The following is a 25,210-nucleotide window of genomic DNA, read 5'->3' as shown; positions in this document are numbered from 1 at the left end:
TAGAAATCGCATATGAAAAATATACTGATAGTGAGCAATAGTGATACGTGTCGCAGTCGTATGGCGCAAGAGATTTTAAACTCGTTCGGTAGAGGTATGAAGATTAGTACTGCCGGTGTTTTGGTTGGAAATTCTGTCCCTGATGTTGTTTGCCAGGTGATGGAACAGAATGGGTATGACTTTTCACGTAGAAAGCCTTGTGATGTTGCGACGTATGCCCAACAGACATGGGATTACGTCATTACTCTTTGCCCAGAAGCGGAGGAAGTGCAAAAGGAAATGCAGGGGGTAGTGAGAAAATATGTTTCTTTTAATTTTGCAGATCCTTTTCGGGGAGGTATTCATGCCGATGATGAACAGGAAGAACGGGTGGTGGTACTATATGACGCTATGCATAAAGAACTGTATGAGTTTTTTCGGAGTGAATTGATGGAAAAGTTGTTACCTCGCTGTTCCTGTGGCGCAAATACGTATTGTAGGTGTGAGTAGGAATATAAGTAAAATCATATATGTACATCATCCGGTGATGGTGGCAGATCTGTGTCATTTTGAACGCGAAGTTGCCAGAAAGCAATAGCGGATGCGGTGGCTACATTGAGAGAATCGACACCGTTTGCCATAGGAATGCGGACTACATAGTCCGCCTCATTGATTGTTTCGTTTTGAAGACCATCCCCCTCTGTTCCCATTACGATGGCTAACTTGGGTTCGGTTGCTAAGATAGGATTATCGATAGAGATTGATTTCTCCGTGAGTGCCATAGCGACTGTACGGAAACCCTGTTTACGCAACTCATTGGGAGAACCGTCCAACCAAGTCCATGGTATCAGGAAGACAGAACCCATCGAAACCCTGACTGCACGTCGGTTTAACGGATCACAAGAATTGCGTGTTAATAATATAGCATCTATTCCCAAGGCGGCTGCGGAACGGAAGATGGCTCCGATATTAGTAGCGTCTACCACGCCCTCAATGACTACGATCCGTCGAGCTTTCCGACACATCTCCTCTGCACTTGGTAGTGCCCGACGACGCATGGCACAGAGGACACCGCGCGTCAGTGTATATCCGGTCAATGTGGCAAGTAACTTTCTTTCACCGGTATAGACAGGTATATCACCACAACGTTCAATGATGCCAGCCGCATCACCAGTGATATGCTTCTGTTCACACAAGAGGGCTAAAGGCTCATAACCAGCATTCAGAGCTACATGGATAACTTTGGGGCTTTCTGCAATAAACAAACCTTTATCAGGCTCGATACGATTCCGTAATTGAGCTTCGGTGAGGGTACTGAATATTTCTACTCCGGAGTCTGTTAAGGATGATATTTCTATAATGGGCATAGTGATTTCTTTAAACGATCTATTTTATTGCAGCAATGATAGTATGCGCTTCTTACTTACCGATGCAGCATACATAGCTGCTTGAATGATAGATTGTTGCAATTTAATCGGTAGAAAAGTTGTTTTTGAACCTCTTGGACTTGTTTTTAAGGCTATATTACACTCTTTTCTCAATGAATCAGAACCATGAGGAAATATTGTGTCCTCAATGAAGTTCACCTATCTTCTATCCGACTACAAAGGTACAAAATTCCGTGATGTTTTCGCCTATAGTGTCAACTAAATGCAAGATATTTTCACGGATATTGTATGCTGACCAAAAGAGAAATATTCAGTTGAAGCCTTTTTTCTTTTCTTCCCCTCTGTTTGACTTGACTTTATTGCCCGTGTATATAATAACGGTCATTAAAGTCAAGTTGAGAGTGGAGTTATATCTTTTTCTTTTGGCAAGCAAAATAGTTCTTTGATATGATGAGTGTATGATGAACAATTTGCATTGTTTGTAACGAATAACATATTGTTTGTTGGTAGGTGTATATGGCGATTACAAACAACATTATAGCATTTAGTTTTTGGAAGTTTTTGCTCAAAATAGATTATGTATATAGTTAATAATGCCAAGACGTGCATTTTCCTATGTGTAATACATCATTAAATAAATAAAAAGTATTACTTTTGCATATTATATGATAGGTTGATTATGACAAAGTCATTAACATAGTCGCTTTGCACCTTAAATTGATGTAGTAATGGCAAAGAATACAATGGGAACCAAGCTTTCCCGAAAATTGGAGCAGAAGATGCAGATTGTAGGTGAGCAGATTAAGTTGGCTCGCTTACGTCGGAATCTGAGTGTGGCTCAGGTTGCTGAACGTGCCACCTGTTCACCGCTTACTGTGTCCCGAATAGAAAAAGGGATTCCTACTGTTGCAATAGGGATCTATCTACGTGTTTTGTACGCATTGCAACTTGACGATGATATTCTATTGCTTGCCAAAGAAGATAAAATGGGAAAAGCTTTGCAAGATTTGAGTTTGAAAACAAGAGAACGTGCATCAAAGAAAGAATAATCTATGAAAAAGTTGTATGTATATGCCGATTTCGATTGGCTCAAAGAAATGGAACTCATTGGAGAACTAGGCTATGAGTCTCTTCGTGGTGCGGACAGCTATAGTTTTACGTTCAATAATGAATGGTTAAGGCAGCACAGCGATCTGTTTTTGAGTGACGACCTGAATAATTACCCGGGACAACAATATACACAACCGAACAAGGATATATTCGGATGTTTTTCTGATGCTTTGCCGGATCGTTGGGGACGTACTTTGTTGTTGCGTCGAGAGCAAATTGCGGCAGCAGAAGAAAAGCGACCTGTAAGGAGATTGTCTTCTTTCGATTTCTTGACTGGTATCGATGATTTCTCCCGAATGGGGGGATTCCGTTTTAAGGAAGACCTCGATGGCGAATTTATCAATGTGAGTGAATCATTGAAAATTCCACCTTTGACGGATATTCGGGAACTGATTGCAGCCAGTGCCGAGATAGAAAAATGTGAAGAAAACAATATTCTCCCTGATAGGAAATGGATTGCACAACTTGTGCAACCGGGAACATCGTTGGGAGGTGCAAGACCTAAAGCAAATGTTGTAGATACAGATAAAGTTCTTTATGTGGCCAAGTTTCCATCGCGCAAGGATGACTATGATGTTGGACTTTGGGAGCATTTCAGTCATTTGCTTGCCACAAAAGCAGGGATAAACGCTGCAAAAACCAAAGTACTGGCAACTGGAGAGAGATATCATACATTGCTGTCACAACGCTTCGATAGAACCCAAGAAGGAAAACGCATTCATTTTGCATCTGCCATGACCTTGTTGGGGCTGAGTGATGGTGACAATGCAACTACCGGGCATGGCTATCTGGATATAGTCGACTTTATTATTCAGAGCTGTACCGATGTGGAGCGAAACCTACAGGAACTATACCGCCGTGTGGCTTTCAATATTTGTATCGGCAATACTGATGACCATTTTCGCAATCACGGTTTTCTTTTGACTGCAAAAGGTTGGACACTATCTCCTGCATATGACATGAATCCCACGCTGAGTGAGTATCAAAGTTTGCTTGTTTCATTAACTTCTAATAAAGCAGAGCTGAGTATCTTGCTGGATGCTTGCGAAGACTACATGCTAAACCGTAAAACAGCAGAAAAGATGATTTCGGGGGTGATTGAAGCTGTAAAAGGATGGCGCGAATTGGCAACACGATTAAGTATTTCCAAGAGAGAAGCGGATATGTTTGCCGGAGTGTTGGATGGGCGATATAAGGCGGAATGACTATTATAGTGTGCCAAATTACCAAGCAAAAATGTGCCAAATTACCAAGCGATACGAGATAGATGTCTGAGCTGTAAGTAGTTGAGCGATTGGATGCGATTAAACTTTGTATTATGCTGCGCGAACATAATGTTTGTGTAGCATAATTTTTTGAAAGGTGAAATTCATTGATGGAATGGATAAAAACAATACATGTGTTTTTTTGCATATCTTTATGCCAACTGTAGTCATTCCTTTAAACGATGTTTTTGTTGCTTATCTACTTGGCTATATGGGAAATTAGATGTATCTTTGTTTGCAATATAACGAGTATAATTTGAATACTGATGTCGAACAATCAACAAATAATGATGAATAGGATTAAGGCGGTACTGGCTGAAAGGCAACGAACCAATAGATGGTTGGCAACTCAAATGGGCAAATCAGAGAACACAATTTCAAGATGGTGTTCTAATAAATCGCAACCATCTATTATTCAATTGCAAGAAATAGCGAATTTGTTGGATGTTGACATTCGACAGTTGCTAACTACAACAAAAGATAATAATGTCTTATGATGCTCGGCTTATGAAAAAAATCGGTATAGACATTTTTTCAGGAGCAGGTGGATTAAGTCTGGGCGGCTCAATGGCGGGAATTAAGGTTCGCTATGCTATTGAGGTTAATCCTCATGCGGCCAAATCTTTTGAACTTAATCACAAAGGAGCAAAAGTAATATGTGGCGATATTCGGGATGTAAAAGCTATAGATTTCTTAAATAAGGACGAGGAAGTATTTATAATCATGGGAGGCCCTCCTTGTCAGGGATTTTCTATGTCAAATACGATGTCTCGCAATATGGACAATCCTAATAATTTATTGTTCAAAGAGTTTGTTCGTTTGGTCTCGGAAATAAAGCCTAGATGGTTTGTCCTTGAAAATGTTTGGGGAATGACTAAAATGAACAATGGAGAGACAATAGAAATGATAAAACATTGTTTTGAGGAGATAGAACCAGGCTATAAAGTCAAATGGAAGGTTCTATGGGCTGATGAATATGGTGTTCCACAAAGACGGATGAGAATGTTTATGGTCGGAAATAACCAAGGAATTGACTTTGAGTTTCCAAAGCCTTTTGATTATAAAGTGAGTGTAGAAGAAGCTATTGGAGATTTACCTGTTTTACATAATGGTGATATGATAGATTCATTGCCTTACACTAAGTCAATAAAGGAATCTAGCCCTTATGCGCAACAGATGAGAAAAGGTTCTGTAGAATCAAGGCAGAATTTTGTGTCAAAGAGTAACGATCTTGTGATGCAACGTTACAAATATATCGGTCAAGGTGAGAATTGGAGAGCTATTCCGGAGTTCTTGATGCAAAATTATTCAGACAAGACTCGTTGTCATAGTGGAATATATAAACGGCTGAAAGCAAATTGCCCTTCTGTTGTCATTTCAAACTATAGGAAGAGTATGCTAATTCATCCATATCAAGACAGAGGTTTATCGGTGAGGGAAGCGGCACGTTTACAAAGTTTTCCTGATACGTTTATCTTTCAAGGACCTCATATGAGCATACAGCAACAGATAGGTAATGCGGTTCCTCCGTTATTGTCTAAAGCAGTGATGGCGCAGATTATGGAATACGATTCATCATATAATAAGGAATAACTATGAGTACTTATAGACAAAGCATTCCACAAGCTGATACTCTTATGGGGTCTATGCGTTCAATGGGGTATTCTTTCGAAGCTGCTATTGCAGATATTATAGACAATAGTATCAGTGCAAATTGCAGCGTAGTCAAACTATTCTTCCCTTCAGAACCTACAGAGGATCTTGTTGTGGGAATCTTAGATGATGGAGAAGGAATGTCTGCAGACGTCCTTTTTGAGGCTATGAGGTATGGAAGTACGGACTCTGAACTTGAAAGAAATGCAAATGATTTGGGACGATTCGGTTTAGGAATGAAATCTGCCTCTTTGTCTCAATGTAGAATTTTGACGGTTGTCAGTTTGCAGGAAGAGAAGATTAGTAGCTATTCTTGGGATTATAATTATATTCAAAATAGAAAAGAGTGGGTGGTGAAGGAGCTGTCTAAAAATGAAATAAAAGCACTTCCTTATATTCACTCTCTCCTTGAATTGCCACATGGCACGCTTGTACTATGGCAGGATTTCGATGTGTTGGAGAAATCAAGTGGTGGAATGGTTTATGATGCTCTTGTTGAACTTAAAGAATCTGTAGCCAATAATATTGCTCTGATTTTCCATAACTTTCTTTCAGCAAAAGGTAAGGAGCAGATCAAGATGTACTTGAATAAAGGGAGGATAAAACCAATGGATCCTTTCCTTGAATCACATTCTAAGACAACAACGAAGAAAGCACGCTCCATTGCTATTCGGGACAGTAAGGGGCAAGAACGGCAAATCTGGGTTAAACCGTATATCTTGCCATTTGCAACAGATTTAAACGATGAACACAGAAAACTCATAGGAGGAGTAGAAACATTAAGAATCAAACAAGGTTTCTATGTTTATCGAAATAAACGTTTGATAATTTGGGGAACTTGGTTCGGGATGAAACCGCGTGGTGAACTCACAAAAAATGCTAGAGTTAGAGTAGATATTCCGAATTCACTTGATGACATATGGAGTATTGATATAAAGAAACAAACAGCTTCTATTCCAAAGCAAATTCAGCGTCAATTGCGCCAAACAGTGATTGATGCGATGGATATTTCTGTTAGGAAGCAAACCCATCGTGGTCGAAAAGAAAATGTTGAGGATATTGACTATATTTGGGATAGAATGGAAGGCAGAGGAAAGACTTTTTATTATCAAATCAATCGTGAGAGCAAAGTGTTCCAGATGGTGAGGGATAGAATGTCAGAAGAAGACTATACTCTGCTTGAGATGCTTTTGAAAGAAATTGAGCAAAACGTTCCGACTCAGCAGATTTACATTGACAAGTCTAATGATGCAATCAGTCAAGATGAACCAGATAATCGTGTCGATGAGATTTTCCAACTTGGGATTTATATGGTAAACTTGGCAAAATCTTTTAACAAGAAATCTATAATAGAGATTGTTTCTGATCTGATGAAATCAGAGCCATTCTGCAAATATAAAGTTGTTGAGGAAAAACTTTTAGATAACTACAAGGATGAAATTAACAAACGAAGCATATAATAAGATTCTACTCATAATTTCCGCACGTTTGGAACTTATGAAGGAACTGTCGGGCTTTGTTCCATCTTTGGAAAATATTAAGCCTGCGATTGAAGACGCAATAGCCTTCTCTGGTATTGATTGTGATGAGGAAGACAAAAATAAATTGTTGGAAGAAATAGAATACCGAGAGAAAATCACTCATGTATTGGGCAATATTATTTATGATGATTATGAACAAAAGAAGTGGTATTTCAATGATAAAGTAGATGACAGCTATTTTTGGGAGAGATATTATCGTTATTTAAAAGAACACACTTCAATTGACGACAAAAGTATTAATCTTTTGCACGAAAAGACATTGCCTGACATAATGAATTGTTTATACAATCCAAAGGAAGAATTTGAAGGTAAACGTTTGAAGAGGGGCTTAATAATTGGTGATGTACAGTCTGGTAAAACCGCTACATATTCAGGTCTGATTTGTAAAGCAGCTGATGCAGGATATAAAGTTGTTATTCTTCTAGCTGGTATAACAGAAAGTCTTCGTCAGCAAACACAGGAACGTATTGATGAAAGTGTTGTTGGGTACACTATTCGTAAGGTTGAAAAACATATTCGCGAGGGGAAGGTAGGAGTTGGTAAAGACAACAAGCAACGTAGAGCTACTTCTTTTACTACATGTGTAAAAGATTTTGTTAAAGGGAGTAATTTGATTTCAACGACTTTATCGGAGCATAATTCTCTGGTCCTTTTTGTCGTTAAAAAAAATGTATCAGTCTGACAAAATTGCATGATTGGTTGAAAAACCAGAATATGGATGTTCGTACAAATAGTATAAACCATCCAATGCTTCTTATTGACGATGAGGCAGACAATGCATCGGTTAATACAAAAAAAGATAATACAGATCCAACTAAGACAAACGCTATAATTCGTAAGATTTGCAATCTTTTTCAGACTGCGAATTATATTGGTTTTACTGCTACTCCATTTGCAAATGTTTTTATAGATCCGGATTCGGTGGACAGTATGAAGAATGCAGATTTGTTTCCAGAGCATTTCATATATACGTTACCGACCCCTTCCTCATATATTGGTGCTGATAAAATTTTTAATGAGGATAAAGAGTACTATCGCAATTTACGTTTTATAACTGATGTTGAAGAACCAGACTACACTTCAGATGAATATAGGACTGATTTACACGAAAATATAGAAGAACTTAATTCTGGGACATTCTACTCTCGTCACAAAAAAGAATGGAATGGAGTCTTGCCAAATTCGCTGAAGGAGTCCATCTATTGTTATTATCTGGCAAATGTTATTCGAGATTTAAGAGGACATGCCTCTAAACCAAGAAGTATGTTGGTTAATATGTCTCGTTTCATAAGGGTGCAACAGGTGATTAAGGAACATATTGAAGAAATACAGAACAACTTTATTCAAATACTAAAATACAACTTTGACGAAGATACCTCAAAGAATGCTCATCTGTCACTGTATAAAGAACTGAAACGACTTTGGAAAAAACATTTTGATAATATTACTGATATCTGTTTTATTGATGTTATAAAAAAGAAGAATTTATTAGGTGCTGTGTTCGATATTGAAGCTGATGTTCCAAAGATGGAAATTATCGTTGTTAATGGTAGTAGCGCAAGCAAATTAGATTACAAATCTAATTCTTCGTTGAGAGTAATTGCTATTGGAGGACTTGCTCTTTCGCGAGGTCTCACATTAGAGGGCTTACTTGTAAGCTATTTCTATCGAAACACTGCAACATTTGATGTGTTGATGCAGATGGGGCGTTGGTTTGGTTATCGACCTGGTTATGCCGATTTGTTCCAAATATGGACAAGCCAAGCAAGTGCAACTTGGTATAGAGAAATAGCGACAGCCACCACCGAATTGAAAGCAGATATTAAGAAAATGTTTGAGCAACATCTTACTCCTAAAGATTTCGGTATTAAAGTTCGTGACTATTGTGACGAATTACAGATAACAGCTAACAATAAGATGCGGACCGCGTACGAATTGTTGATGATGGAATCCTACTATGGAAATATCTGTGATACCCCTTACCTTAGTGTCAAGGTGGAACATAATGAAGAGAACTGGAATCAAGTAAAATGTTTTACTGCCCACCTGTTTGAAAATGATTATAAATTTGGTTTCGCGAATGTCGACAAATACAAAGATGAGGATGTATGTTCAGATATTGATAAATCTAGATATTTTTCTGATGTGTCCAAAGAATTAGTGGTAGACTTCCTGTCTAATATAAAATGTTCATTAGCTAACATGAAATTTAACCGGCAAAACTTAATTGATTTTATTTGCGACAAAGAAACAGAAGGAGTAGATAAATGGGATATTGTTTTCGAGGTGGTGATGGGCAGACCTTTTATGACATACCAGGACTTGAATGATACGTTGTCCGAAACGTCAGATTGAGGAACATGATCATGTAATTCAAATTTCGAGTCGTCGTAGGATTCTTGGTTTACGAGAAGGAAAGTTCTGCTTAAGCCAAGATGAGATAGATTTGGCAGAAAAACGATGCAGAGAAGTTTGGGCGAGAGAAGGTTCTGAGTTTGAAGGACGGCATATTCCTATTAAAGCATATTTTGAGCATCTTCCACACAGAAAACCTGTATTGATAATTATGCTCATCGAACCGGTAGAGCCAGAAAATATTGAAGCCAACAAGAATGCCTTAAAATTCATAGAGAAACTTAATGGCAATAAAATGATAGCTTTTGCTATTGGTTTCCCTGGATTAAAAGAAACAGGTAAAACTAAGAAATATAAAGTTAATAAAACATATTATCAGCTTAACATGCTTGATGAACCAGACGAAATAGAAGAGGATGAAGAATAAATTATCTACAACATTCTCGCAAGGATTCCAAAGCGGAACTTTTATCCGTGTTGGTGAAAACCGCGACCTCAGTCTTTTTGTAGGAAAGGATGAGAAAGGAAACTATGCCTTTGATTTTAGAGGTACATACGTTCCAGTTAGAATATCTCAGTCGGATGTGATTACAGTACAGCAGGGAAAGAGTGGCGAGAATTATATTCTTCGCTTTTCACTCTGTAATTCAGAGCTACTGGAATATTTTAGTACGTTTTGCCAGGATTTGCTCGATTCTACGGAAGCTATTAAGGACGATGAAGATGCTTATAAAACACTTTGTTCAAGATATTTCTCATGGAAAAAATTGTTCCGACCCAATAATGGTGGAATGAATGACAATGAGGTAATGGGGTTGATAGGCGAACTGCTTTTTATGCAGGATTATATGATTCCTCACTATGGTGTGGATATGGCATTAGATAGCTGGATGGGTCCAGAAAAGACCCATAAGGACTATTCTACTGAGAGTGTTTGGTATGAGATAAAGGCAATAAGTGCAGGCAAAGATTCTGTAAAGATTTCATCACTTGAGCAACTGGATGGAGATGACGAGGGCTATCTTGCTATTTATTGTTTGGAAAAGATGAGTCCAACATTCAGTGGTATAAAATTGAATGTACTGGTTCAAAACCTAATGGCAAAAATGGGGACAGCTCAAAATAGAGAGACTTTCATGTCTAAACTGAGTATGTACGAATTCGATTTCTCTCCAGAATACGACAAATTCGTATTTACGAATGTGGGATTCTCAATGTACAATGTAAGCAACGATTTCCCTCGCCTATGCAGAAAAAACATACCGAATGCAATAAACAGAATTCAGTACGAGATTTTTCTTTCTGAATTAGAAGAATATAACTTTAAATCCGTTACACTATGGAGATTGAAGAATATAGAGCGCAATTTATTGATCAGCTTAGATTTGATGCCGATCACGAAGGAACAGAACCGGAAACTCAGTTTATTCTAAAAACATTAGAAGAACTGGAATCTATCGGGGAATTTAATGATCCGATGCCGATGTCTATTGAAATGAGAGGCAAGCGTGGTCGTATCATGGCTTTTGATGCTTATGCTTACGACGAAGCTGACAGTGCACTCATATTGATTGCAAGTGATTTTACCAATGAGCGTGATGCCGTAAACACGTTGACCAACACCCGCATCATGGATTTGTATACTCACATGTGCAATTTCCTTGACGAAGTTGTCAACGGCAAGATGAGTGACTATTGTGACGATTCCGATCCTGCCATTATTTTAGCAAAAGAATTTCGAAAGAAAATTGGCAAAGGAATGTTGGACACAGAGATTCTTCGCTTCAAGTTTTATATTATTTCTAACTCGATTCTTAGTAAACAGGTGAAGAACGTCTCTCAAGAAGATTTTCTTGAGAGACCGGTAGAGTTAAATATCTGGACGCTGGAACGGCTGTTCCAAACATTTATGTCCGATGCAAGTGAGATTGTTGAGTTTGATACAAAAGATTTTGATTGCGAGGGGATTCAATATCTAAAAGCAGATTTAGGAGATAGTAGCGACTATGATGCATATCTTGGAATTGTTCCAGGAAAGTTCTTGGCAGATATCTATTTGAAATATGGGAGTAAATTATTGCAAGGCAATGTGCGGGCTTTCCTGAGTGTTCGTGGTAAGGTAAACAAGGGTATCCGAAATACTATCATTAATAGTCCAGAGAATTTCTTTACCTATAATAACGGCATTGCTATTGTTGCCCGTTCAATAGGTTTTTCTGCAGATAACACTCGAATTACTCATTTTAAGGATTTACAAATTATAAATGGTGGTCAGACAACCGCTTCGTTAGCTAATGCAATTATTCGCAAAGAGGACAAAAAAGGCATGGACAATTTGTTTGTTCCGATGAAGCTGACTGTGCTGAATGTGGACAACGATATGTCGGAGGAAGATGTTGAACGTTATAACAATATTACTAAAACAATCTCAAAATGTGCTAATTGCCAAAATCCTGTTTCGGATGCCGATTTTTTCTCTAATCACCCATTCCATGTAATGATGGAGAAACTATCGCAAAAGGTTCTTGCTCCTCCTGTTGCCGGCAAACCATATCAGACTCGTTGGTTCTACGAGCGTTCTCGTGGAAAATGGGAACAGGAACAAATGAAACTTACACAAGCGCAACGAAAAACCTTCTGCGAGAAAAGTCCGAAAAATCAGGTTGTCAAGAAGGAAAAGCTGGCGAAATGTTTGAATACTATTCGTATGAATCCTCACCAGGTTTGTCAAAGCTCTGCCATCAACTTCAATCGTTTTGCGGATTATGTTGAAGAACTTTATGATAAATCAAAGGATAGTATTAATGAGGTGTTCTTTAAGAAAGGAATCTGCTCCGTCATTATGTTTGATGAATTGGACGTAATGATCAATAAGTCCGAATGGTATCCTAAAGGAGGAGATAAAGCTCAGATTGTGCCATACACAATTGCAAAACTGATATCAATTTTGCCAAAGGATGCCGATCTTGACTGGGTTACGATTTGGAATAAACAGACACTGTATCCGGCTCTTGCAAATGAGTTGATTCGTTTAGCTTTTGATACACAGAAGTTTTTGACAAAACAAGCTGGTGGAGGCCTTGTTAGAACGATATCCAGAACGCTTGCAGTTTGGGATGACTATAAGAAAGTTCCGTTTGAACTCTCTGACGAATTTATTAAATCCCTTGTTTCCCAAAAGGAGATTAAAACAACAGAAGCTGCTGCTAAACGAGTGCACAAATTCAATTCAAACATTGAAGTAAGCGTTGAGATATTTAATTTGGGTGCTGACTATTGGATGAGGGTTTATAACGAACTTTTAAAAGAAAATGTTCTCCCGTACGGAGACCTTGATTTTATTAAGTCTATTGCAACTAGATTTATAGCTAAAATGGTTCTTCCTTCGTCTGCCCAATGTAAGAGACTCTTGAAGATTGTCAGCAATGTTGAAGATAAGGGATATGTAATGCCGTAAATAATGTAAAATGAATTTAGAAGAATATTTTGAAACAAAAAACAGTCAGGATTTTCCATCGGAAAAAGACTATGTTGCTATATATCGCACTTTTAAACAGTTTATGAATTCAGAGATCCATAATGAAGTTAAAGCGATTACTACAAGACTGGATAATACTGTGTATCTGAATGATCACAGTGCTAATCATGTAAAAATGGTTATGGTTAAAGTATCTTCCATACTGAAAGATTGTTCATACCTTACTCCATATGAATGCTTTATACTATTGGTCGCGATTCAAATTCATGATGCGGGACATATCTTTAATGGCAGAGACGGTCATGAAAAATCTGGCAGATATCTTCTGGAAAATTTAAACGTTGATACAATTGAGAGAAAAATTATTGGGGATATAGCTAAAGCGCATTCAGGCAAAAATGATCCGATTGGAAATTTGCCATACAAGACCTCTATCTCGGGGCATGATGTGAGAATCCGTGAACTAGCAGCTTTGTTAAGATTTGGTGATGAACTTGCGGATGAAAACAGTCGTGCGTCTTCTTACTTGCTAAAAAAGGACTTAATACCTGAGGATAGCAAATTGTATCATGCTTTCTCTGAAAGTTTGTACAACTTCAATCCAGATAAAGAAAGTCATTGTATTCAGATGGGCTTTTCTCTCACTAAGAATCAAGTTCAAAATAGATATAAGAAAGGTGAGTCTTCTATTTATTTGTTGGATGAAATATATACAAGAACATTCAAGACATTCCAGGAATGTTTGTACTATAATCGTTTTGTTAGCTATGAGTATCAATTCCATTCGATTATTATTTCTATAGAATTTATAGATGAAGGGTTTGAACCTTTCTTTGATACAATATCTTATCGTATAGAGGAAAAGGGATATCCAACGTTATCAATAAATAATGTTTTTGAGTATTGTGGGGCACAATTAGAACGAAGTAACAACAAATTAACAGGTGATTATGTTCATCAATGTGTAAATAGTTCATTATGAAAGAAAATCCATTTGAAATAAAGACTCCAGAACAGAACTCCGCTCAGGATGTTGTCGATTTATTTGTTGATGTTTTTCCTGACTTTTATCAAGTATTAGAAAAAGGACATACATTTATTAATGGTCCAAGAGGTTCAGGTAAAAGTATGATGTTCCGCTACATACAACCAGATTGTCAGTGTTTAGCCAAGCATTGCCAAATATCTGAGCTGGATTATTTTGCTGTATACGTTCCTATAAAACTAACAAATATAAATATTCCTGACTTGGCACGCCTTGAGACTCATGCCGAAATTATATTAAATGAGCACTTGTTAACGACATACGTAATGTCTAATGTGTATAAGTCGGTTGGATGCTATTTGGGGAATATATTAAATGATTATAAAGAGCAGATATGGCAATATTATAATACTGATTTTCGGGATGTTCTTTCTTACTGCGGTGTTAACAACATTGTTGAATTACCAAACGATACAGACAAGGATGGACTAACAATGATGGAGTTAATGGCAAAAGAGGTAGAACGGATAAATCGTTCCTGTCGAATCTATTGCAATAAAATAGCTTTGTCAAAAGATACTTCTATTCCATATGATGGACCAATTGTTGATTTCATAGATTTTATGAAACCACTACTTGTGTCTTTAAAATCTTTACCATTTTTTCCTCAAGATAAACCTTTGTATATTTTGATTGACGATGCTGGCTATCTAAATGTGGCTCAAACAAAGGTGTTGAACACTTGGGTGTCATATCGCACAACAAAAGACATATGTTTTAAGATCTCTACCCAGTTAGATTATAAAACACATTTGACGAATAACGAGAAAAGAATAGACGCACCTCATGATTATTCTGAGATAAACATTTCTACAGTTTATTCAAGTAGTAAAAGTAAGTATAATGAACGACTTCAAGAAATTGTTAAGAAAAGACTAAAGAGATATTTGCACCTTGATATTGAGACAAAAGATTTCTTTCCAGAGGATAAAGAACAAGAGCTAAAGATTCAAGAGATATATAATCAGATGTTGATAGATTATGCAGATCCTGAGAAAAAATATGCAGGTGGGGATGCAGCAAGACGCTATGCAAGACCTGAATATATAACACGGTTGCAACAGAATCATAAAGCAGGCTCTACATATAGCTATGCTGGTTTTGATCAACTTGTAGCTGTGTCTTCTGGTATTATTCGACATTTCTTAGCTCCTGCGCAAGAAATGTATTCGTTAGCAATTACAGAACTTGGAGCAAATGAAGATAATATTACCAGCATCAAACCTTCTATTCAAGATGAAGTTATAAAAAAATACTCCAACAACTATTTGGTTGGTGAGTTTGAAAAACTAAAAAAAGATATTGACAATAATAACACTAGGCAAATACAATTGGAAAAATTATATCGAATGATAGACTCTTTGGGACAATTATTTCATTTGCAGCTTACTTCTAATTCCTCAGAAAGAAGAGTGTTCTCTGTGGCAATTACAGATACTCCAGATGACGAAATGAATGAAATAATTGACATGGGAGAACAGCTGGGTTATTTCCATAAAAGTACAATTGGAAATAAAACAGGTACTGGAAGAAACCGCTTAATCATATTAAGTAGAATTTTGGCACCTCATTTCAAGTTGGATGCTACAAGTTTTGCCGGTTACAAGTTTATGGATAGCGCCAAATTGAGAATGGCAATGATTGATACTAAGAGATTTTTAGCACAGTTTAAATTTACCGAAGATGACAGTTCTTCGGCTACTCAATTACTATTGTTTGACGGTAATAATCCTATTTAAGATATGAAAAAAATATTAATAAACAGTATAGATAAAGAGATAGTTAACGATTCTTTGTTTATTTGTAGTTCAAGTTTTGAGAAAAGATGTTTAATAATACCTAATGAGATTTCCAAGAATGAATCTATTGAGGCTGTTATTTGCTACTTTCCAAATAACTATACAGAAACAGAGAAGAATGCTGAGAGTTTAAAAGAACTATTCATAGGACGATCTTCTATCATAGAACTCTCTCTTGAGAATCCGTTGGATAATTATGATAATTTGTTTGATGCAATAACAACAAGCAAAAAAGAACACCTATATGTTGATGTATCAACATTTACTAGAGAAACATTGTTGATAATAATAAAAATCTTATCCTCTTCAATAGTTGAATTTACTGATATACATCTGTGTTATTGTCCGTCGAGTAGATACTCATCCTATGAAGAGGGTACTTCGTTACCTTGGCTTAGTAAAGGGGTAAGGACAATACGTTCTGTTGTTGGCTATTCTGGCGATATGTCACCAATAAAGGATTTGTTACTAATTATATTAGTCGGTTTTGAATATGAACGTGCTCAAACATTGATAGAGGTTTTCGAGCCTAGTAAGTTATATTTAGGTATGGCTTCGCCAACAGAAAGTCATAATGAATCTCTAAGCGAAATTAATCGTTCGAATTTCGAAAAATTACTTGAAAAAAATTCTCGAGCTTCAAATTTTCAATTCTCATGTAAAAATCTGGAGCAAAATATCAAAGAAATTGGTAAGATTGTTGACGAGAATAGGAAAGATTATAATATAGTAATCAGTCCAATGAACAATAAACTATCAACTCTTTCTATAGCGGCTATTGCTCAGAAATATCCTGATGTGCAAATTTGTTACGCTTTAGCAAATCAGTATAATACTGAATCCTATTCGAATCCGGAAGATTATATATATATGCTACCAATCGATGAAATAATAAAAAAAATGAAATGAAAATCATCAATAAACGTTGCATAAATTAGGAACATTATTTTGTGCAATATCTTTCAAGTAGCATTCGTCAAATACAATGAACGTTGTCCGGATGAACAAGCCGAAAAAATGGCTAATTTGACAAAATATGGTACTTACAATACGAAACATATATGGATGTTAAGGTACGGGATGTCATTTGAAGATATTGAATTGTTAGAAGACTATATTGAATCAATTGATGAACGAGGAATAATAGTAATGCAAGAATTCTCGAATCTTCCACAAAAAGTAAAGGGATGTATAGATAGATTTGTAGAATAATAGATAACTGTCAGTAATATGTTAATAAATGGATAAATTGACCAAGGAACAGCGTCATCGTTGCATGTCTGCGATAAAGGGCAAGAACACAAAACCGGAATTATTGGTGAGAAAGTTCTTGTTCGGCCGTGGCTTTCGGTATAGGTTGAATCACCCACGTCTTCCCGGACATCCCGACTTGGTTTTACGCAAATACAGAACTGTTATTTTCGTAAACGGCTGTTTCTGGCATGGTCACGAAGGATGCAAATATTATGTTCTACCAAAGACAAATGTTGAATTTTGGAAGAATAAAATTGAGCGTAATCGGAGTAGAGATATAGAGGAACGGCAACAGCTAACTTCAATGGGTTGGCATTGTATTACCGTTTGGGAATGTCAGTTGAAACCGAAAGTCTGCCAACAGACTTTAGAGGCTTTAGAATACATGCTTTACCATATTTATCTTGAGGATAGAAGAATCAAATCATATGAGACAACTGAAGAAGAATATAGCATGGTGGCAGAACCCGTTGAAAGTTATGGCAAATCGAAATGAATAATTGCGAAGGTGATAATCTAAATTATGGCAAAGAATATAGAAATACGAAATAGTACGGCTGAGTTTCTCATCTTTTTGCTTGAAGGCAAGGAGGATGGGATTCAGGTGATGTATAAGGATGAAACCATTTGGGCAACGCAAAAGGCAATGGCGCAGCTTTTTGATTGCTCTACTGACAATATTGGACTGCACTTAAAAAATATATTTGCATCCGGGGAACTTGTCAAGGATTCAGTTACCGAGAAAAACTCGGCAACTGCCGCAGACGGGAAGAATTATCAAACGATGTTCTATAATCTTGATGCCATTATCAGTGTTGGATATAGAGTCAACTCGGTTCGTGCCACTCAGTTCCGGCAGTGGTGTACGTTTGTACTCCGTCAGTTTGCCATCCGTGGATATGTACTTGATCATAAGCGAATGGAGAACGGGGCTTTCTTAGGTGTAGATTACTTTGAACATTTGCTTGCCGAAATAAGGGAGATAAGGCTGAGTGAGCGTCGTTTTTATCAGAAACTGACCGATATTTATGCTACGGCTATAGACTATAACAAAGATGCTCCGACAACCCGTCTTTTCTTCAAGAAGGTACAGAACAAAATGCACTATGCTGTGCATGGGCATACTGCTGCGGAGTTGATAGTCGAACGAGCCGATGCGAATAAGGAACACATGGGATTGACCACTTGGGAAAACGCTCCGAATGGAAAAATTGTCAAAACAGATGTGTCTGTAGCAAAGAACTATTTGCGAGAAAAAGAATTAGAAGAAATGGGTAGGATAGTCAATGCGTCGCTTGATATGGCAGAAAGTATGGCTATGCGTCATATACCTATGACAATGGAAGATTGGGCAAAGCAAATAGACAAATTCATTAATTTATTTGAGAGCCCGATATTACAGGATAGCGGAAAGGTTTCTGCCGAATATGCCAAAGAGTTTGCTGAATCAGAGTTTGAAAAGTACAGGATCATTCAAGACCGTCTTTTTCAATCTGACTTTGATAGATTTGAAGATAATAGTCTTCCTGCATTGGATATTGAATAATTATAATGTCATTTTGAGATTGGCAAAATCGCCTTTGGGATATGGCAGATTCATGTCGTTAAATTGGCAAGTGTTCGGACAATAGTTCTGTGTTCATCATCTAGTATCTGCATTTATGGTGACCGATGTTACTCCAGTATACCACTTAAAAGCAAGAAAAGAGTTCACATAAGAGTTCATAAAAGAACCAGTAGGGTTCATAAAAGAGTTCGTAAAAGCACTACTGAAATACACCCCCAAACCGCAATAATGCCAAATTCAGCTTGCAGAGGATTGGCAAAGTCTCACGAGCGATTTATCGCTTGGGGTATTAGGCTCCCCATACAATATAATGTCTGTACAACGGGCAAGCCCAATCAATGGCAGCGACCAGTTCCGTGGATTATCATGAAACCAGTCGTTGCACTTAGACTTTGACTTATATACGAATGGACACTTTTAGAATAAAGTCAAGTGGAGAGTCAATAGTGATAATCCGGCATGAACCGATAAATGCCACGGCTTTCCTGAACCACCATCCGTTTGTTCGTGAGAAACTGAATTATCTTCACAATCTTGTTGTGATTAAATTTCGTTCCTGCCAGTTCGTAGGCTGTGGTCAGTTCTTCTTCCAAAGCCTTATATCCCGAAATCGTCTCTTTTCCGTCAAAAGCCAATTCAAGAGCTTTGCGATGGATGGCTTCATGGATGTCTTTATAAGGGGAGAACGGTTCCAGTTTGGGACGCCTACGCTCTTTTTTGTCGGCACATAGTCCGGCAGAAGTTCGGGAAGTGATTGGGCATTGATGCAGAAGGCGAATGGCAGGAAGTCCTTTGAACGGGTATGCACACTTTCCACTTTGCTGATGTTACTGTCGTCCTTGTCCTTCTCAATATGGATGACCGTTTCCGCTTTGTTGTTGATTTCCGTGCCAATGTGTCCACGGGCGTTTTCATCGCTTTTGTTCTGATGAAGGATGGTGTGAAGATGAATCTGGTATTCGTCAGTCCACTGCATGAGTTTGGAGATTACGCACGTGGCTTCGCTCGGAGAATTAATGTCATAGACCAAGTCGCGGATTCCGTCAATCACCACGAAACCGAGACCCTCAATCTGACTGATTGCATCATCTATGATAGCCAAACGCTCCTTGGGGTTGAACTTGCGTAGTGCGAGAAAATAGAAACGGTCGCAATCCTCATTAGTCGGCAACTCTGCCAGTTTCATGATACGATGCATCACAATCATACAATGGTTTTGACTTTGTTCTGTGTCGATGTAAAGGATGCGGTTCTTTCCTTCAGGGAAGTCCGTTGTGTAGTTAAGAACTTCCTTCCCTGACAAAGCTGCTGCCACCATAGCTGACACATTGAAAGTCTTTTTGCTTTTAGCTTTGCCTATGGATGCACTGAAATTTCCCAATGTCCCGATAGGTACTCCGCCTATTTTCAGAACTTCCGGCTCCTGTTCGTACTCCTTTTCCAAACTGAGCATGGTATCTTGCCATCTTGTAGCGACCTGAGCAAGATCTTCAATGGGTGCTACCGTTTCCATACTCACCAGCTTTTAGGATTGGCTTTGCGACGTGTAGTTGCAAGCATTCGGGCGTGTTCTTCCTCTATGCTTATAGGCGATTCTCCTTTTCTGCCGCTTTCCAACCATTTGTCCAATTCATCACGATAGACAAACAAGTGTTTTCCTTGTTTGATGATTGGAATACCACCATGCTTGGCTTTGTAATAAAAGGATGATTTCGAGATACCTAAATATTCGCAGACTTCATCAACGGTCATTGGAACATGGGTGTCTTTTTTTACCTCGTTATGCTGCTGATGAAGTTTTTCTGTCAGCAGATTTTCCATACTTGAGATTCTCTCGCAGAGTTCGCCTACCACTTCCGGTAGGTCATTGAAGGTCAGTTTGTCTTTTTGCATATATAACATTGTTTTTGTTAAACATGCTGCAAACCAACACAATGATGTAATGCTGACAACTATCAGAAGGCAATAATATTTCAGTCTGTGTTGAATAATCCTAATCGGTTGAATTTGCTTTTTATTCTTGGGCTTCTTTCATACATTTGAAGTGATAATCTCCGGTTTTAGGAATATCAAGGGCTATTTTGCAAACTCCGCATGTCCGGAGATTTTTAGCCAGATATTTAATCGAAGCATCTTTTAGTTCATGTGGGAATATAGTATGTATGAATGTTGCTCTATCTATAAGAGAAATGCCCAATCTCTCTCCGATGTTCCATACGAAATGCATCAGATCAATAGAACGGAGGGAATTATCTACTTTTGAACGGATTGGCTTGTATAAATCAAACTGTCCGTGCGCAAAATACTCTATGTTTTCATGCAGAATTTCAAGATCTTCTTTTGAGAGAAATTCCGTCATTACAAATGTGGTATATTCATGAATGACACGCTTAATGTCTGCCTGCCTTTCGGCTTTTTTACGTTCAATTTCGGCGATACGCACTTCATAATTATCCATATAATCATGTTTTACAACTAAGTTTTCCGGATTTATATCCTTGTCCTTTGGGCACTCCGGATTAATCTCCTTAATTTGTTCGGGTAGAGGTCTTACTTGCTTGCCAAAAGACAAACCCAATTCATTCTTTGTAATGAATCGGAAAAAGAAACGCTGAAGTACTCCACAGGCGAGTATCATTGCCGTGATATATAAAATAGCTGGAGTGGAATACTCCATCAGGTTGATATGGCAACTGAGATATAAATAGGAATCTGTTGCCCAGTAAAGGATGACACTTACTGAAAGTATGAAACTGGTTCTTTGAGGAGAGATTTTAATACTATTCGTCATAAACTGATACTGTTTGAGTTTTACAATAAGACAAATGTATATGCAGATTTCCAAATAGTTGCTGTTTGTAATAGATAATCGTTCAGAATTTAAGAAAAAATACGCTCAGAGTATGATTTGATGCAAAATATCATACTCTGAGCTGTAAAAACGGGATTATTTGAACCTTAATTCTTACTTGCGGATTAAAGAGATTCTGTTGCTGGCTTCACGCTTGTTACTGTCCACAACTTTCATGTACCGTTGTGTCGTGGTGATACTTTTATGTGCCATATTACTTTGAATGGTACGTATATCTGTGCCGGCTGCTCCTTGAAGTGTTGCATATGTTCTTCGGTAGGAGTGGAAAGTGATATTCTTGGTGATACCGGCTTCGCGAATCCATTCTTTCATGGGATGCTGTGTCCAACTTCGTTTCAATCCTTTAAATACTAATCCGTTTTTTTCCGGAGAATAGCCGATTAATTGCAGGGCTTCGTCGCTGATTGGAATGATGTCCTCTGTTTTGGTCTTTTGGGTAATTGTATGGACACATTTCCCTCCGGCTGCAAAGTCAACGATTTCATGCCATTGTAACGATAGTATATCGCTGATTCTGAGACTAGTCAAACATGAAAACAATGCTGCTGTCTTCAGAATCGGCTTTTTGCAAGGTGTCTCAGCCAATTTGTAAAGTTCTTCCACACTTAGATAGTCTTTTGGAGTATCTTCTGTTTCGATTTTATCCAAAAAGTCATTGATATTGGTTTTGATTAGCCGATTGCGATAAAGGATTTTCAAAAGTCCCCTGAATGTTGACCAATAGCCGGAAGCAGAGTTCTTTGAAATGCGACCGTCACGCCTGAGTTGCTTGGCATTTAGCAGATACTCCCGGAACTTATTACAAAGGTCAATATCAATTTCTTCAAAAGTACATTTGCCATGAACGAAGTTGTAGAAATGGTGGTACACAAATTCCCACTTTTGGTCATGCTTGCGAAGTTGCTTGCGATAGTATTCCAGAAAATCCGCTTTGAGTTTGTGCCTGTCAAAGAAATCATACCTGTCATTTACGATAGATTCAAAGCGTCGACATCGGATGGCTTCTGCCTTTTCAGACATAGTGGCATTGAAGTTGCGTTCGCGCTCATTCTTGGGATTGGCATAAATATAAATGTTCAATCCTTCGTGGCGGATGGTTTTCATTGTTTCCTGGTTACGATAGCCCGGATAATAATCCAGATAGTAAGAAAGCATCCCGTTTTTCAAAGGACGTGTTCTCAATGTTACTGTTTTACATTCTAACATAGTTACAATTATTATTGGTTTATACTTGATTTGCTGCAAATGTCCGTAATGGCTTGACACAGACAATGCTCATTTTTAGAATCATTTTCTGGTCTGCCTAAATTCAGGATTAGTCTTATTTTCGGGCTCCCATTACATGGTCAAATTCCACTTTCAGGAATCTCACGAAACGACCTTTCTTTTCACGTTTGATTTCGTGGAATTGTAAAACTCCATAAACAGAATCTCTGGAAAGACTATATTTCTTCATGGCTTCCTGTACGGTATAGTATTCCGATGAATCATCTTCTGTTGTTTTCTTCGACAGATCAAAGTGCAGTTTGGAATAGAATATCTGACCATGTTCTTTCTTTGAGGGGATATTGTTTCGATAGACATGAGAACGGATAGCGACACGTGTCATTCCATACTTTTTCTCTATATCTTCCGGTGTGTACCATTCTGTCAATGCATCATCCGTCTTGTATTTGGCAAAGACAGCATCAATATGTTTCTTGCTGTAATAATTGAATTGACGGATTCTGACTTTGGGAATATCACGTTCTCTTGTGTAAGTCCATACCCATTTTGTGTTGACCTTATATTTCTCGGCAATTTGCTCGGCAGTATAATACTCGCTCATGTCAAATTCGTCCTTTGGAACAATACGTTCATAAGGCTTTGTCTTTAACATTAGCTCAATATCCGCACGCCGAATGAGAGATTTCTTCCCACTGATTCGTGAAGCTCTTAGCTTGGATTCCTTCACCAATTTATAAACATACTGGCGAGTTACACCCATTAACTGTGCCGCTTGTGCAAAAGAGAAGAAGTCTTGTCCTTCTGCTGCCTGTTTGGGCTCCAGCAGTTCCTGTATCTTTTTCAGTTGGCGTTTACGTTCTCGAATACGTTCCTTGTAGCCGAGATTGGAGCACTGGTGACTGCAATAGCAAGTCGTTGTTTTCTTCGCAATGAATGGTTTTCCACACCATTGGCAAATCTTTCTTACTTCCATATTTTTCTATTTTTAATTGAGGTATATCTCTTTATTTCTCCTCTTTTTTGTCAACACACGTAAACCATTGTCAACACACGACAACAAATGCGTCACTGTGACATCGGGGACAAATCCCAATTTGTTTCGCGGTAGAAATACGGTAGAAAAATATGGTGAACAACACTATCCAATCGCTATGAACTGGATTTGGGGTAAATAAAAAAGCCGCTGAAATTCAGCGACTTCATTATAGTTGGTTCTAATTCGTTGCGGTTAATTGCGATATATCATTTGCCGATGCAAAAATGTTGAAAGATATTTTGAAGCACCATATCATTCGTAACCTCCCCCGCTATGTCCGAAATAAAGAAGATACACTCTCGTATGTCTTGCGAAAGAAAATCCCCGGAAATCTGCGAATCAAGTCCGTTTTGTACTCTATGAATAGCTTCCAAAGCTTTGTTTAAAGCTTCGTAATGTCTTACGTTTGTCACAATAATATCATTCTGTGTCACTGTAGGCAAGTGTGCAGCATCAATAAGCATTTTTTGTAGCTCACTTGTATTCTTCCGTTGTTTGGCCGAGATGAAAATAGATTCCGTAGATTCTTTGGGGAAGTCTTTTAATAAAGATAATACATTCTCTTTCTGTTTATCTTCAATCAAATCAGTCTTATTGAATACAACAATCAAATGTTTTCCTTCACAACGTGGAATTATTTTCTCCGATAACTGTTCAATTTGAGAAGCGGCATTCACAGCATCTACCATCCAAAGAACAATCTCCGCCTGATCCAACTTCTGAAAAGTACGTTCAATACCCAAACTTTCAATCGTGTCATTGGTTTCCCGGATTCCGGCGGTATCAATGAACCGGAAAGTGATTCCTCCGATATTGACAGTATCTTCGATTACATCACGTGTTGTCCCGTGAATATCACTGACAATGGCTTTATCCTCATTCAATAATACATTCAGTAAAGTCGATTTTCCGGCATTTGTTTCACCGATGATAGCTACGGGAACACCATTCTTAATGGCGTTGCCGACACTAAATGAATGAGCCAACCGCGAAATGACCTGTTCAATTTCATCTGCCAGTTTCCTTAATGCCGAACGATCGGCAAATTCCACATCCTCTTCGCTGAAATCCAACTCCAATTCAATCATGGAAGTGAAATTCAACAACTTGTTGCGTAGATCTGTCAGCTCTTTACTGAATCCACCCCGCATCTGGCTCATTGCCAATCGGTGAGTGGCAGCAGATGAAGAAGCAATCAAGTCCGCCACAGCTTCTGCCTGACTTAAATCCATCTTTCCATTGAGGAAAGCACGTTGTGTATATTCTCCCGGCTGGGCCATGCGGCAACCGTTTTTAATAAGCAACTGCATCACCTGTTGAAGAATATAAGTGGAACCATGACACGTGATTTCCGTGCTGTCTTCTCCCGTATATGAATGAGGAGCACGGAAAAGGCTGACGAGCACTTCATCAATCATCTCGTCTTCGTCATAAATACGCCCGAATGTCAAAGTATATGGTTTTTGTTCGCTCAATAATTTGCCAGCTTTGGCTGGCTTGAAGATGCTGCCGGTAATAGAAATAGCTTCCGGACCGGAAACGCGGATGCTTCCGATAGCACCGCCTTGAGCGGTAGCGATGGCACAGATAGTATCTTGAATCATTGTTTTTTCTTTTTGGATGAGCAAAGATAATTGTTTC

At 38.1% G+C, this 25,210-nt stretch carries 22 protein-coding genes and 1 pseudogene; 16 read left to right on the top strand and 7 right to left on the bottom strand.

Annotation, left to right across the window (positions count from 1 at the left end):
- Positions 1 to 12: 12 nt before the first annotated feature.
- The gene (locus DXA05_RS06460) at positions 13 to 489 is read left to right on the top strand and encodes a hypothetical protein (RefSeq protein WP_128858931.1); all 477 of its coding nucleotides are present in this window, start codon (positions 13 to 15) and stop codon (positions 487 to 489) included.
- 14 nt (positions 490 to 503) lie between these two features.
- Here DXA05_RS06460 and DXA05_RS06455 read toward each other — a convergent pair whose 3' ends face one another.
- Complete coding sequence (locus DXA05_RS06455; protein WP_128858930.1) at positions 504 to 1,346, bottom strand: RNA methyltransferase; 843 nt, start codon at positions 1,344 to 1,346, stop codon at positions 504 to 506.
- A gap of 749 nt (positions 1,347 to 2,095) precedes the next feature.
- On the opposite strand from DXA05_RS06455, the gene DXA05_RS06450 reads away from it, so the two are divergent.
- The 15 genes from DXA05_RS06450 to DXA05_RS06385 all read left to right on the top strand — a co-directional run bounded on the left by DXA05_RS06450 (position 2,096) and on the right by DXA05_RS06385 (position 18,413).
- On the top strand, positions 2,096 to 2,416 hold the full coding sequence (locus DXA05_RS06450; RefSeq protein ID WP_005939613.1) for a helix-turn-helix transcriptional regulator: 321 nt from the start codon (positions 2,096 to 2,098) through the stop codon (positions 2,414 to 2,416).
- A 3-nt stretch (positions 2,417 to 2,419) separates the two neighbouring features.
- A complete protein-coding gene (locus DXA05_RS06445; RefSeq protein ID WP_005939610.1) occupies positions 2,420 to 3,682 on the top strand; it encodes a type II toxin-antitoxin system HipA family toxin in 1,263 nt (420 codons plus the stop codon).
- Positions 3,683 to 4,008: 326 nt separating this feature from the next.
- Positions 4,009 to 4,239 carry a helix-turn-helix transcriptional regulator gene (locus tag DXA05_RS06440; RefSeq protein WP_005939605.1) on the top strand — a complete coding sequence of 77 codons (231 nt, stop codon included), beginning with the start codon at positions 4,009 to 4,011 and terminating at the stop codon, positions 4,237 to 4,239.
- A 10-nt stretch (positions 4,240 to 4,249) separates the two neighbouring features.
- A complete protein-coding gene (locus DXA05_RS06435; protein ID WP_025066855.1) occupies positions 4,250 to 5,335 on the top strand; it encodes a DNA cytosine methyltransferase in 1,086 nt (361 codons plus the stop codon).
- A 2-nt stretch (positions 5,336 to 5,337) separates the two neighbouring features.
- Positions 5,338 to 6,855 carry an ATP-binding protein gene (locus DXA05_RS06430; RefSeq protein ID WP_005939598.1) on the top strand — a complete coding sequence of 506 codons (1,518 nt, stop codon included), beginning with the start codon at positions 5,338 to 5,340 and terminating at the stop codon, positions 6,853 to 6,855.
- Positions 6,830 to 7,618, top strand: a complete 789-nt coding sequence (locus tag DXA05_RS27195; protein WP_284515450.1) for a hypothetical protein — start codon at positions 6,830 to 6,832, stop codon at positions 7,616 to 7,618. Before DXA05_RS06430 ends, DXA05_RS27195 begins: the two co-directional genes overlap by 26 nt.
- A gap of 32 nt (positions 7,619 to 7,650) precedes the next feature.
- Positions 7,651 to 9,291: a Z1 domain-containing protein gene (locus DXA05_RS27190; RefSeq protein ID WP_284515449.1), complete on the top strand. Its 1,641-nt coding sequence runs from the start codon at positions 7,651 to 7,653 to the stop codon at positions 9,289 to 9,291.
- Positions 9,292 to 9,382: 91 nt separating this feature from the next.
- Positions 9,383 to 9,718 carry a hypothetical protein gene (locus DXA05_RS27185; RefSeq protein WP_284515448.1) on the top strand — a complete coding sequence of 112 codons (336 nt, stop codon included), beginning with the start codon at positions 9,383 to 9,385 and terminating at the stop codon, positions 9,716 to 9,718.
- Entirely contained in the window at positions 9,708 to 10,724 is a 1,017-nt protein-coding gene (locus tag DXA05_RS06420; protein ID WP_284515447.1) for a PD-(D/E)XK motif protein, read from the top strand. The genes DXA05_RS27185 and DXA05_RS06420 overlap by 11 nt, the downstream gene beginning before the upstream one ends.
- On the top strand, positions 10,631 to 12,748 hold the full coding sequence (locus DXA05_RS06415; protein ID WP_074910413.1) for an AIPR family protein: 2,118 nt from the start codon (positions 10,631 to 10,633) through the stop codon (positions 12,746 to 12,748). The genes DXA05_RS06420 and DXA05_RS06415 overlap by 94 nt, the downstream gene beginning before the upstream one ends.
- A 10-nt stretch (positions 12,749 to 12,758) precedes the next feature.
- The gene (locus DXA05_RS06410; RefSeq protein ID WP_005939591.1) at positions 12,759 to 13,751 is read left to right on the top strand and encodes a hypothetical protein; all 993 of its coding nucleotides are present in this window, start codon (positions 12,759 to 12,761) and stop codon (positions 13,749 to 13,751) included.
- Entirely contained in the window at positions 13,748 to 15,553 is a 1,806-nt protein-coding gene (locus DXA05_RS06405) for a hypothetical protein (protein ID WP_005939589.1), read from the top strand. Before DXA05_RS06410 ends, DXA05_RS06405 begins: the two co-directional genes overlap by 4 nt.
- Before the next feature lie 3 nt (positions 15,554 to 15,556).
- Positions 15,557 to 16,522, top strand: coding sequence for a hypothetical protein (locus tag DXA05_RS06400; protein WP_128858929.1), 966 nt, complete (start codon positions 15,557 to 15,559; stop codon positions 16,520 to 16,522).
- Positions 16,523 to 16,853: 331 nt separating this feature from the next.
- Entirely contained in the window at positions 16,854 to 17,363 is a 510-nt protein-coding gene (locus tag DXA05_RS06390) for a very short patch repair endonuclease (RefSeq protein WP_005939586.1), read from the top strand.
- A gap of 27 nt (positions 17,364 to 17,390) precedes the next feature.
- Positions 17,391 to 18,413, top strand: a complete 1,023-nt coding sequence (locus DXA05_RS06385; RefSeq protein ID WP_005939584.1) for a virulence RhuM family protein — start codon at positions 17,391 to 17,393, stop codon at positions 18,411 to 18,413.
- Positions 18,414 to 18,874: 461 nt separating this feature from the next.
- On the opposite strand, the pseudogene DXA05_RS06380 reads toward DXA05_RS06385, so the two are convergent.
- From DXA05_RS06380 to mnmE, 6 genes and pseudogenes are all read right to left on the bottom strand, one after another.
- Positions 18,875 to 19,947 (bottom strand): annotated as a pseudogene (locus tag DXA05_RS06380) (AAA family ATPase).
- 2 nt (positions 19,948 to 19,949) lie between these two features.
- On the bottom strand, positions 19,950 to 20,327 hold the full coding sequence (locus DXA05_RS06375) for a helix-turn-helix domain-containing protein (RefSeq protein WP_005939493.1): 378 nt from the start codon (positions 20,325 to 20,327) through the stop codon (positions 19,950 to 19,952).
- A 121-nt stretch (positions 20,328 to 20,448) separates the two neighbouring features.
- Entirely contained in the window at positions 20,449 to 21,225 is a 777-nt protein-coding gene (locus DXA05_RS06370; RefSeq protein WP_005939495.1) for a hypothetical protein, read from the bottom strand.
- A gap of 174 nt (positions 21,226 to 21,399) precedes the next feature.
- Positions 21,400 to 22,512, bottom strand: a complete 1,113-nt coding sequence (locus tag DXA05_RS06365; protein ID WP_005939497.1) for a site-specific integrase — start codon at positions 22,510 to 22,512, stop codon at positions 21,400 to 21,402.
- 115 nt (positions 22,513 to 22,627) lie between these two features.
- A complete protein-coding gene (locus DXA05_RS06360; protein WP_005939499.1) occupies positions 22,628 to 23,506 on the bottom strand; it encodes a helix-turn-helix domain-containing protein in 879 nt (292 codons plus the stop codon).
- 269 nt (positions 23,507 to 23,775) lie between these two features.
- Positions 23,776 to 25,173, bottom strand: coding sequence for a tRNA uridine-5-carboxymethylaminomethyl(34) synthesis GTPase MnmE (gene mnmE / locus DXA05_RS06355; protein WP_032846428.1), 1,398 nt, complete (start codon positions 25,171 to 25,173; stop codon positions 23,776 to 23,778).
- Between the last annotated feature and the right edge of the window lie 37 nt (positions 25,174 to 25,210).

This window comes from Bacteroides sp. AM54-2NS (genome assembly GCF_003602935.1).
GTDB classification, from domain to species: Bacteria; Bacteroidota; Bacteroidia; order Bacteroidales; family Bacteroidaceae; genus Bacteroides; species Bacteroides xylanisolvens.
The sequence above is the reverse complement of the archived record's forward strand: the minus strand, read 5'-3'. Positions and strand labels throughout refer to the sequence as shown.

Coding starts and splice junctions, on each gene's coding strand:
- DXA05_RS06400 (WP_128858929.1), top strand. CDS start 15,557: ATGAAAAAAATATTAATAAACAGTATAGATAAAGAGATAGTTAACGAT.
- DXA05_RS27190 (WP_284515449.1), top strand. CDS start 7,651: ATGGATGTTCGTACAAATAGTATAAACCATCCAATGCTTCTTATTGAC.
- DXA05_RS06455 (WP_128858930.1), bottom strand. CDS start 1,346: ATGCCCATTATAGAAATATCATCCTTAACAGACTCCGGAGTAGAAATA.
- DXA05_RS06460 (WP_128858931.1), top strand. CDS start 13: ATGAAAAATATACTGATAGTGAGCAATAGTGATACGTGTCGCAGTCGT.
- DXA05_RS27195 (WP_284515450.1), top strand. CDS start 6,830: ATGAAATTAACAAACGAAGCATATAATAAGATTCTACTCATAATTTCC.
- DXA05_RS06445 (WP_005939610.1), top strand. CDS start 2,420: ATGAAAAAGTTGTATGTATATGCCGATTTCGATTGGCTCAAAGAAATG.
- DXA05_RS06430 (WP_005939598.1), top strand. CDS start 5,338: ATGAGTACTTATAGACAAAGCATTCCACAAGCTGATACTCTTATGGGG.
- DXA05_RS06410 (WP_005939591.1), top strand. CDS start 12,759: ATGAATTTAGAAGAATATTTTGAAACAAAAAACAGTCAGGATTTTCCA.
- mnmE (WP_032846428.1), bottom strand. CDS start 25,173: ATGATTCAAGATACTATCTGTGCCATCGCTACCGCTCAAGGCGGTGCT.
- DXA05_RS06415 (WP_074910413.1), top strand. CDS start 10,631: ATGGAGATTGAAGAATATAGAGCGCAATTTATTGATCAGCTTAGATTT.
- DXA05_RS06440 (WP_005939605.1), top strand. CDS start 4,009: ATGTCGAACAATCAACAAATAATGATGAATAGGATTAAGGCGGTACTG.
- DXA05_RS06360 (WP_005939499.1), bottom strand. CDS start 23,506: ATGGAAGTAAGAAAGATTTGCCAATGGTGTGGAAAACCATTCATTGCG.
- DXA05_RS06390 (WP_005939586.1), top strand. CDS start 16,854: ATGGATAAATTGACCAAGGAACAGCGTCATCGTTGCATGTCTGCGATA.
- DXA05_RS06420 (WP_284515447.1), top strand. CDS start 9,708: ATGAAGAATAAATTATCTACAACATTCTCGCAAGGATTCCAAAGCGGA.
- DXA05_RS06370 (WP_005939495.1), bottom strand. CDS start 21,225: ATGACGAATAGTATTAAAATCTCTCCTCAAAGAACCAGTTTCATACTT.
- DXA05_RS06435 (WP_025066855.1), top strand. CDS start 4,250: ATGAAAAAAATCGGTATAGACATTTTTTCAGGAGCAGGTGGATTAAGT.
- DXA05_RS06385 (WP_005939584.1), top strand. CDS start 17,391: ATGGCAAAGAATATAGAAATACGAAATAGTACGGCTGAGTTTCTCATC.
- DXA05_RS06405 (WP_005939589.1), top strand. CDS start 13,748: ATGAAAGAAAATCCATTTGAAATAAAGACTCCAGAACAGAACTCCGCT.
- DXA05_RS06375 (WP_005939493.1), bottom strand. CDS start 20,327: ATGCAAAAAGACAAACTGACCTTCAATGACCTACCGGAAGTGGTAGGC.
- DXA05_RS06365 (WP_005939497.1), bottom strand. CDS start 22,512: ATGTTAGAATGTAAAACAGTAACATTGAGAACACGTCCTTTGAAAAAC.
- DXA05_RS06450 (WP_005939613.1), top strand. CDS start 2,096: ATGGCAAAGAATACAATGGGAACCAAGCTTTCCCGAAAATTGGAGCAG.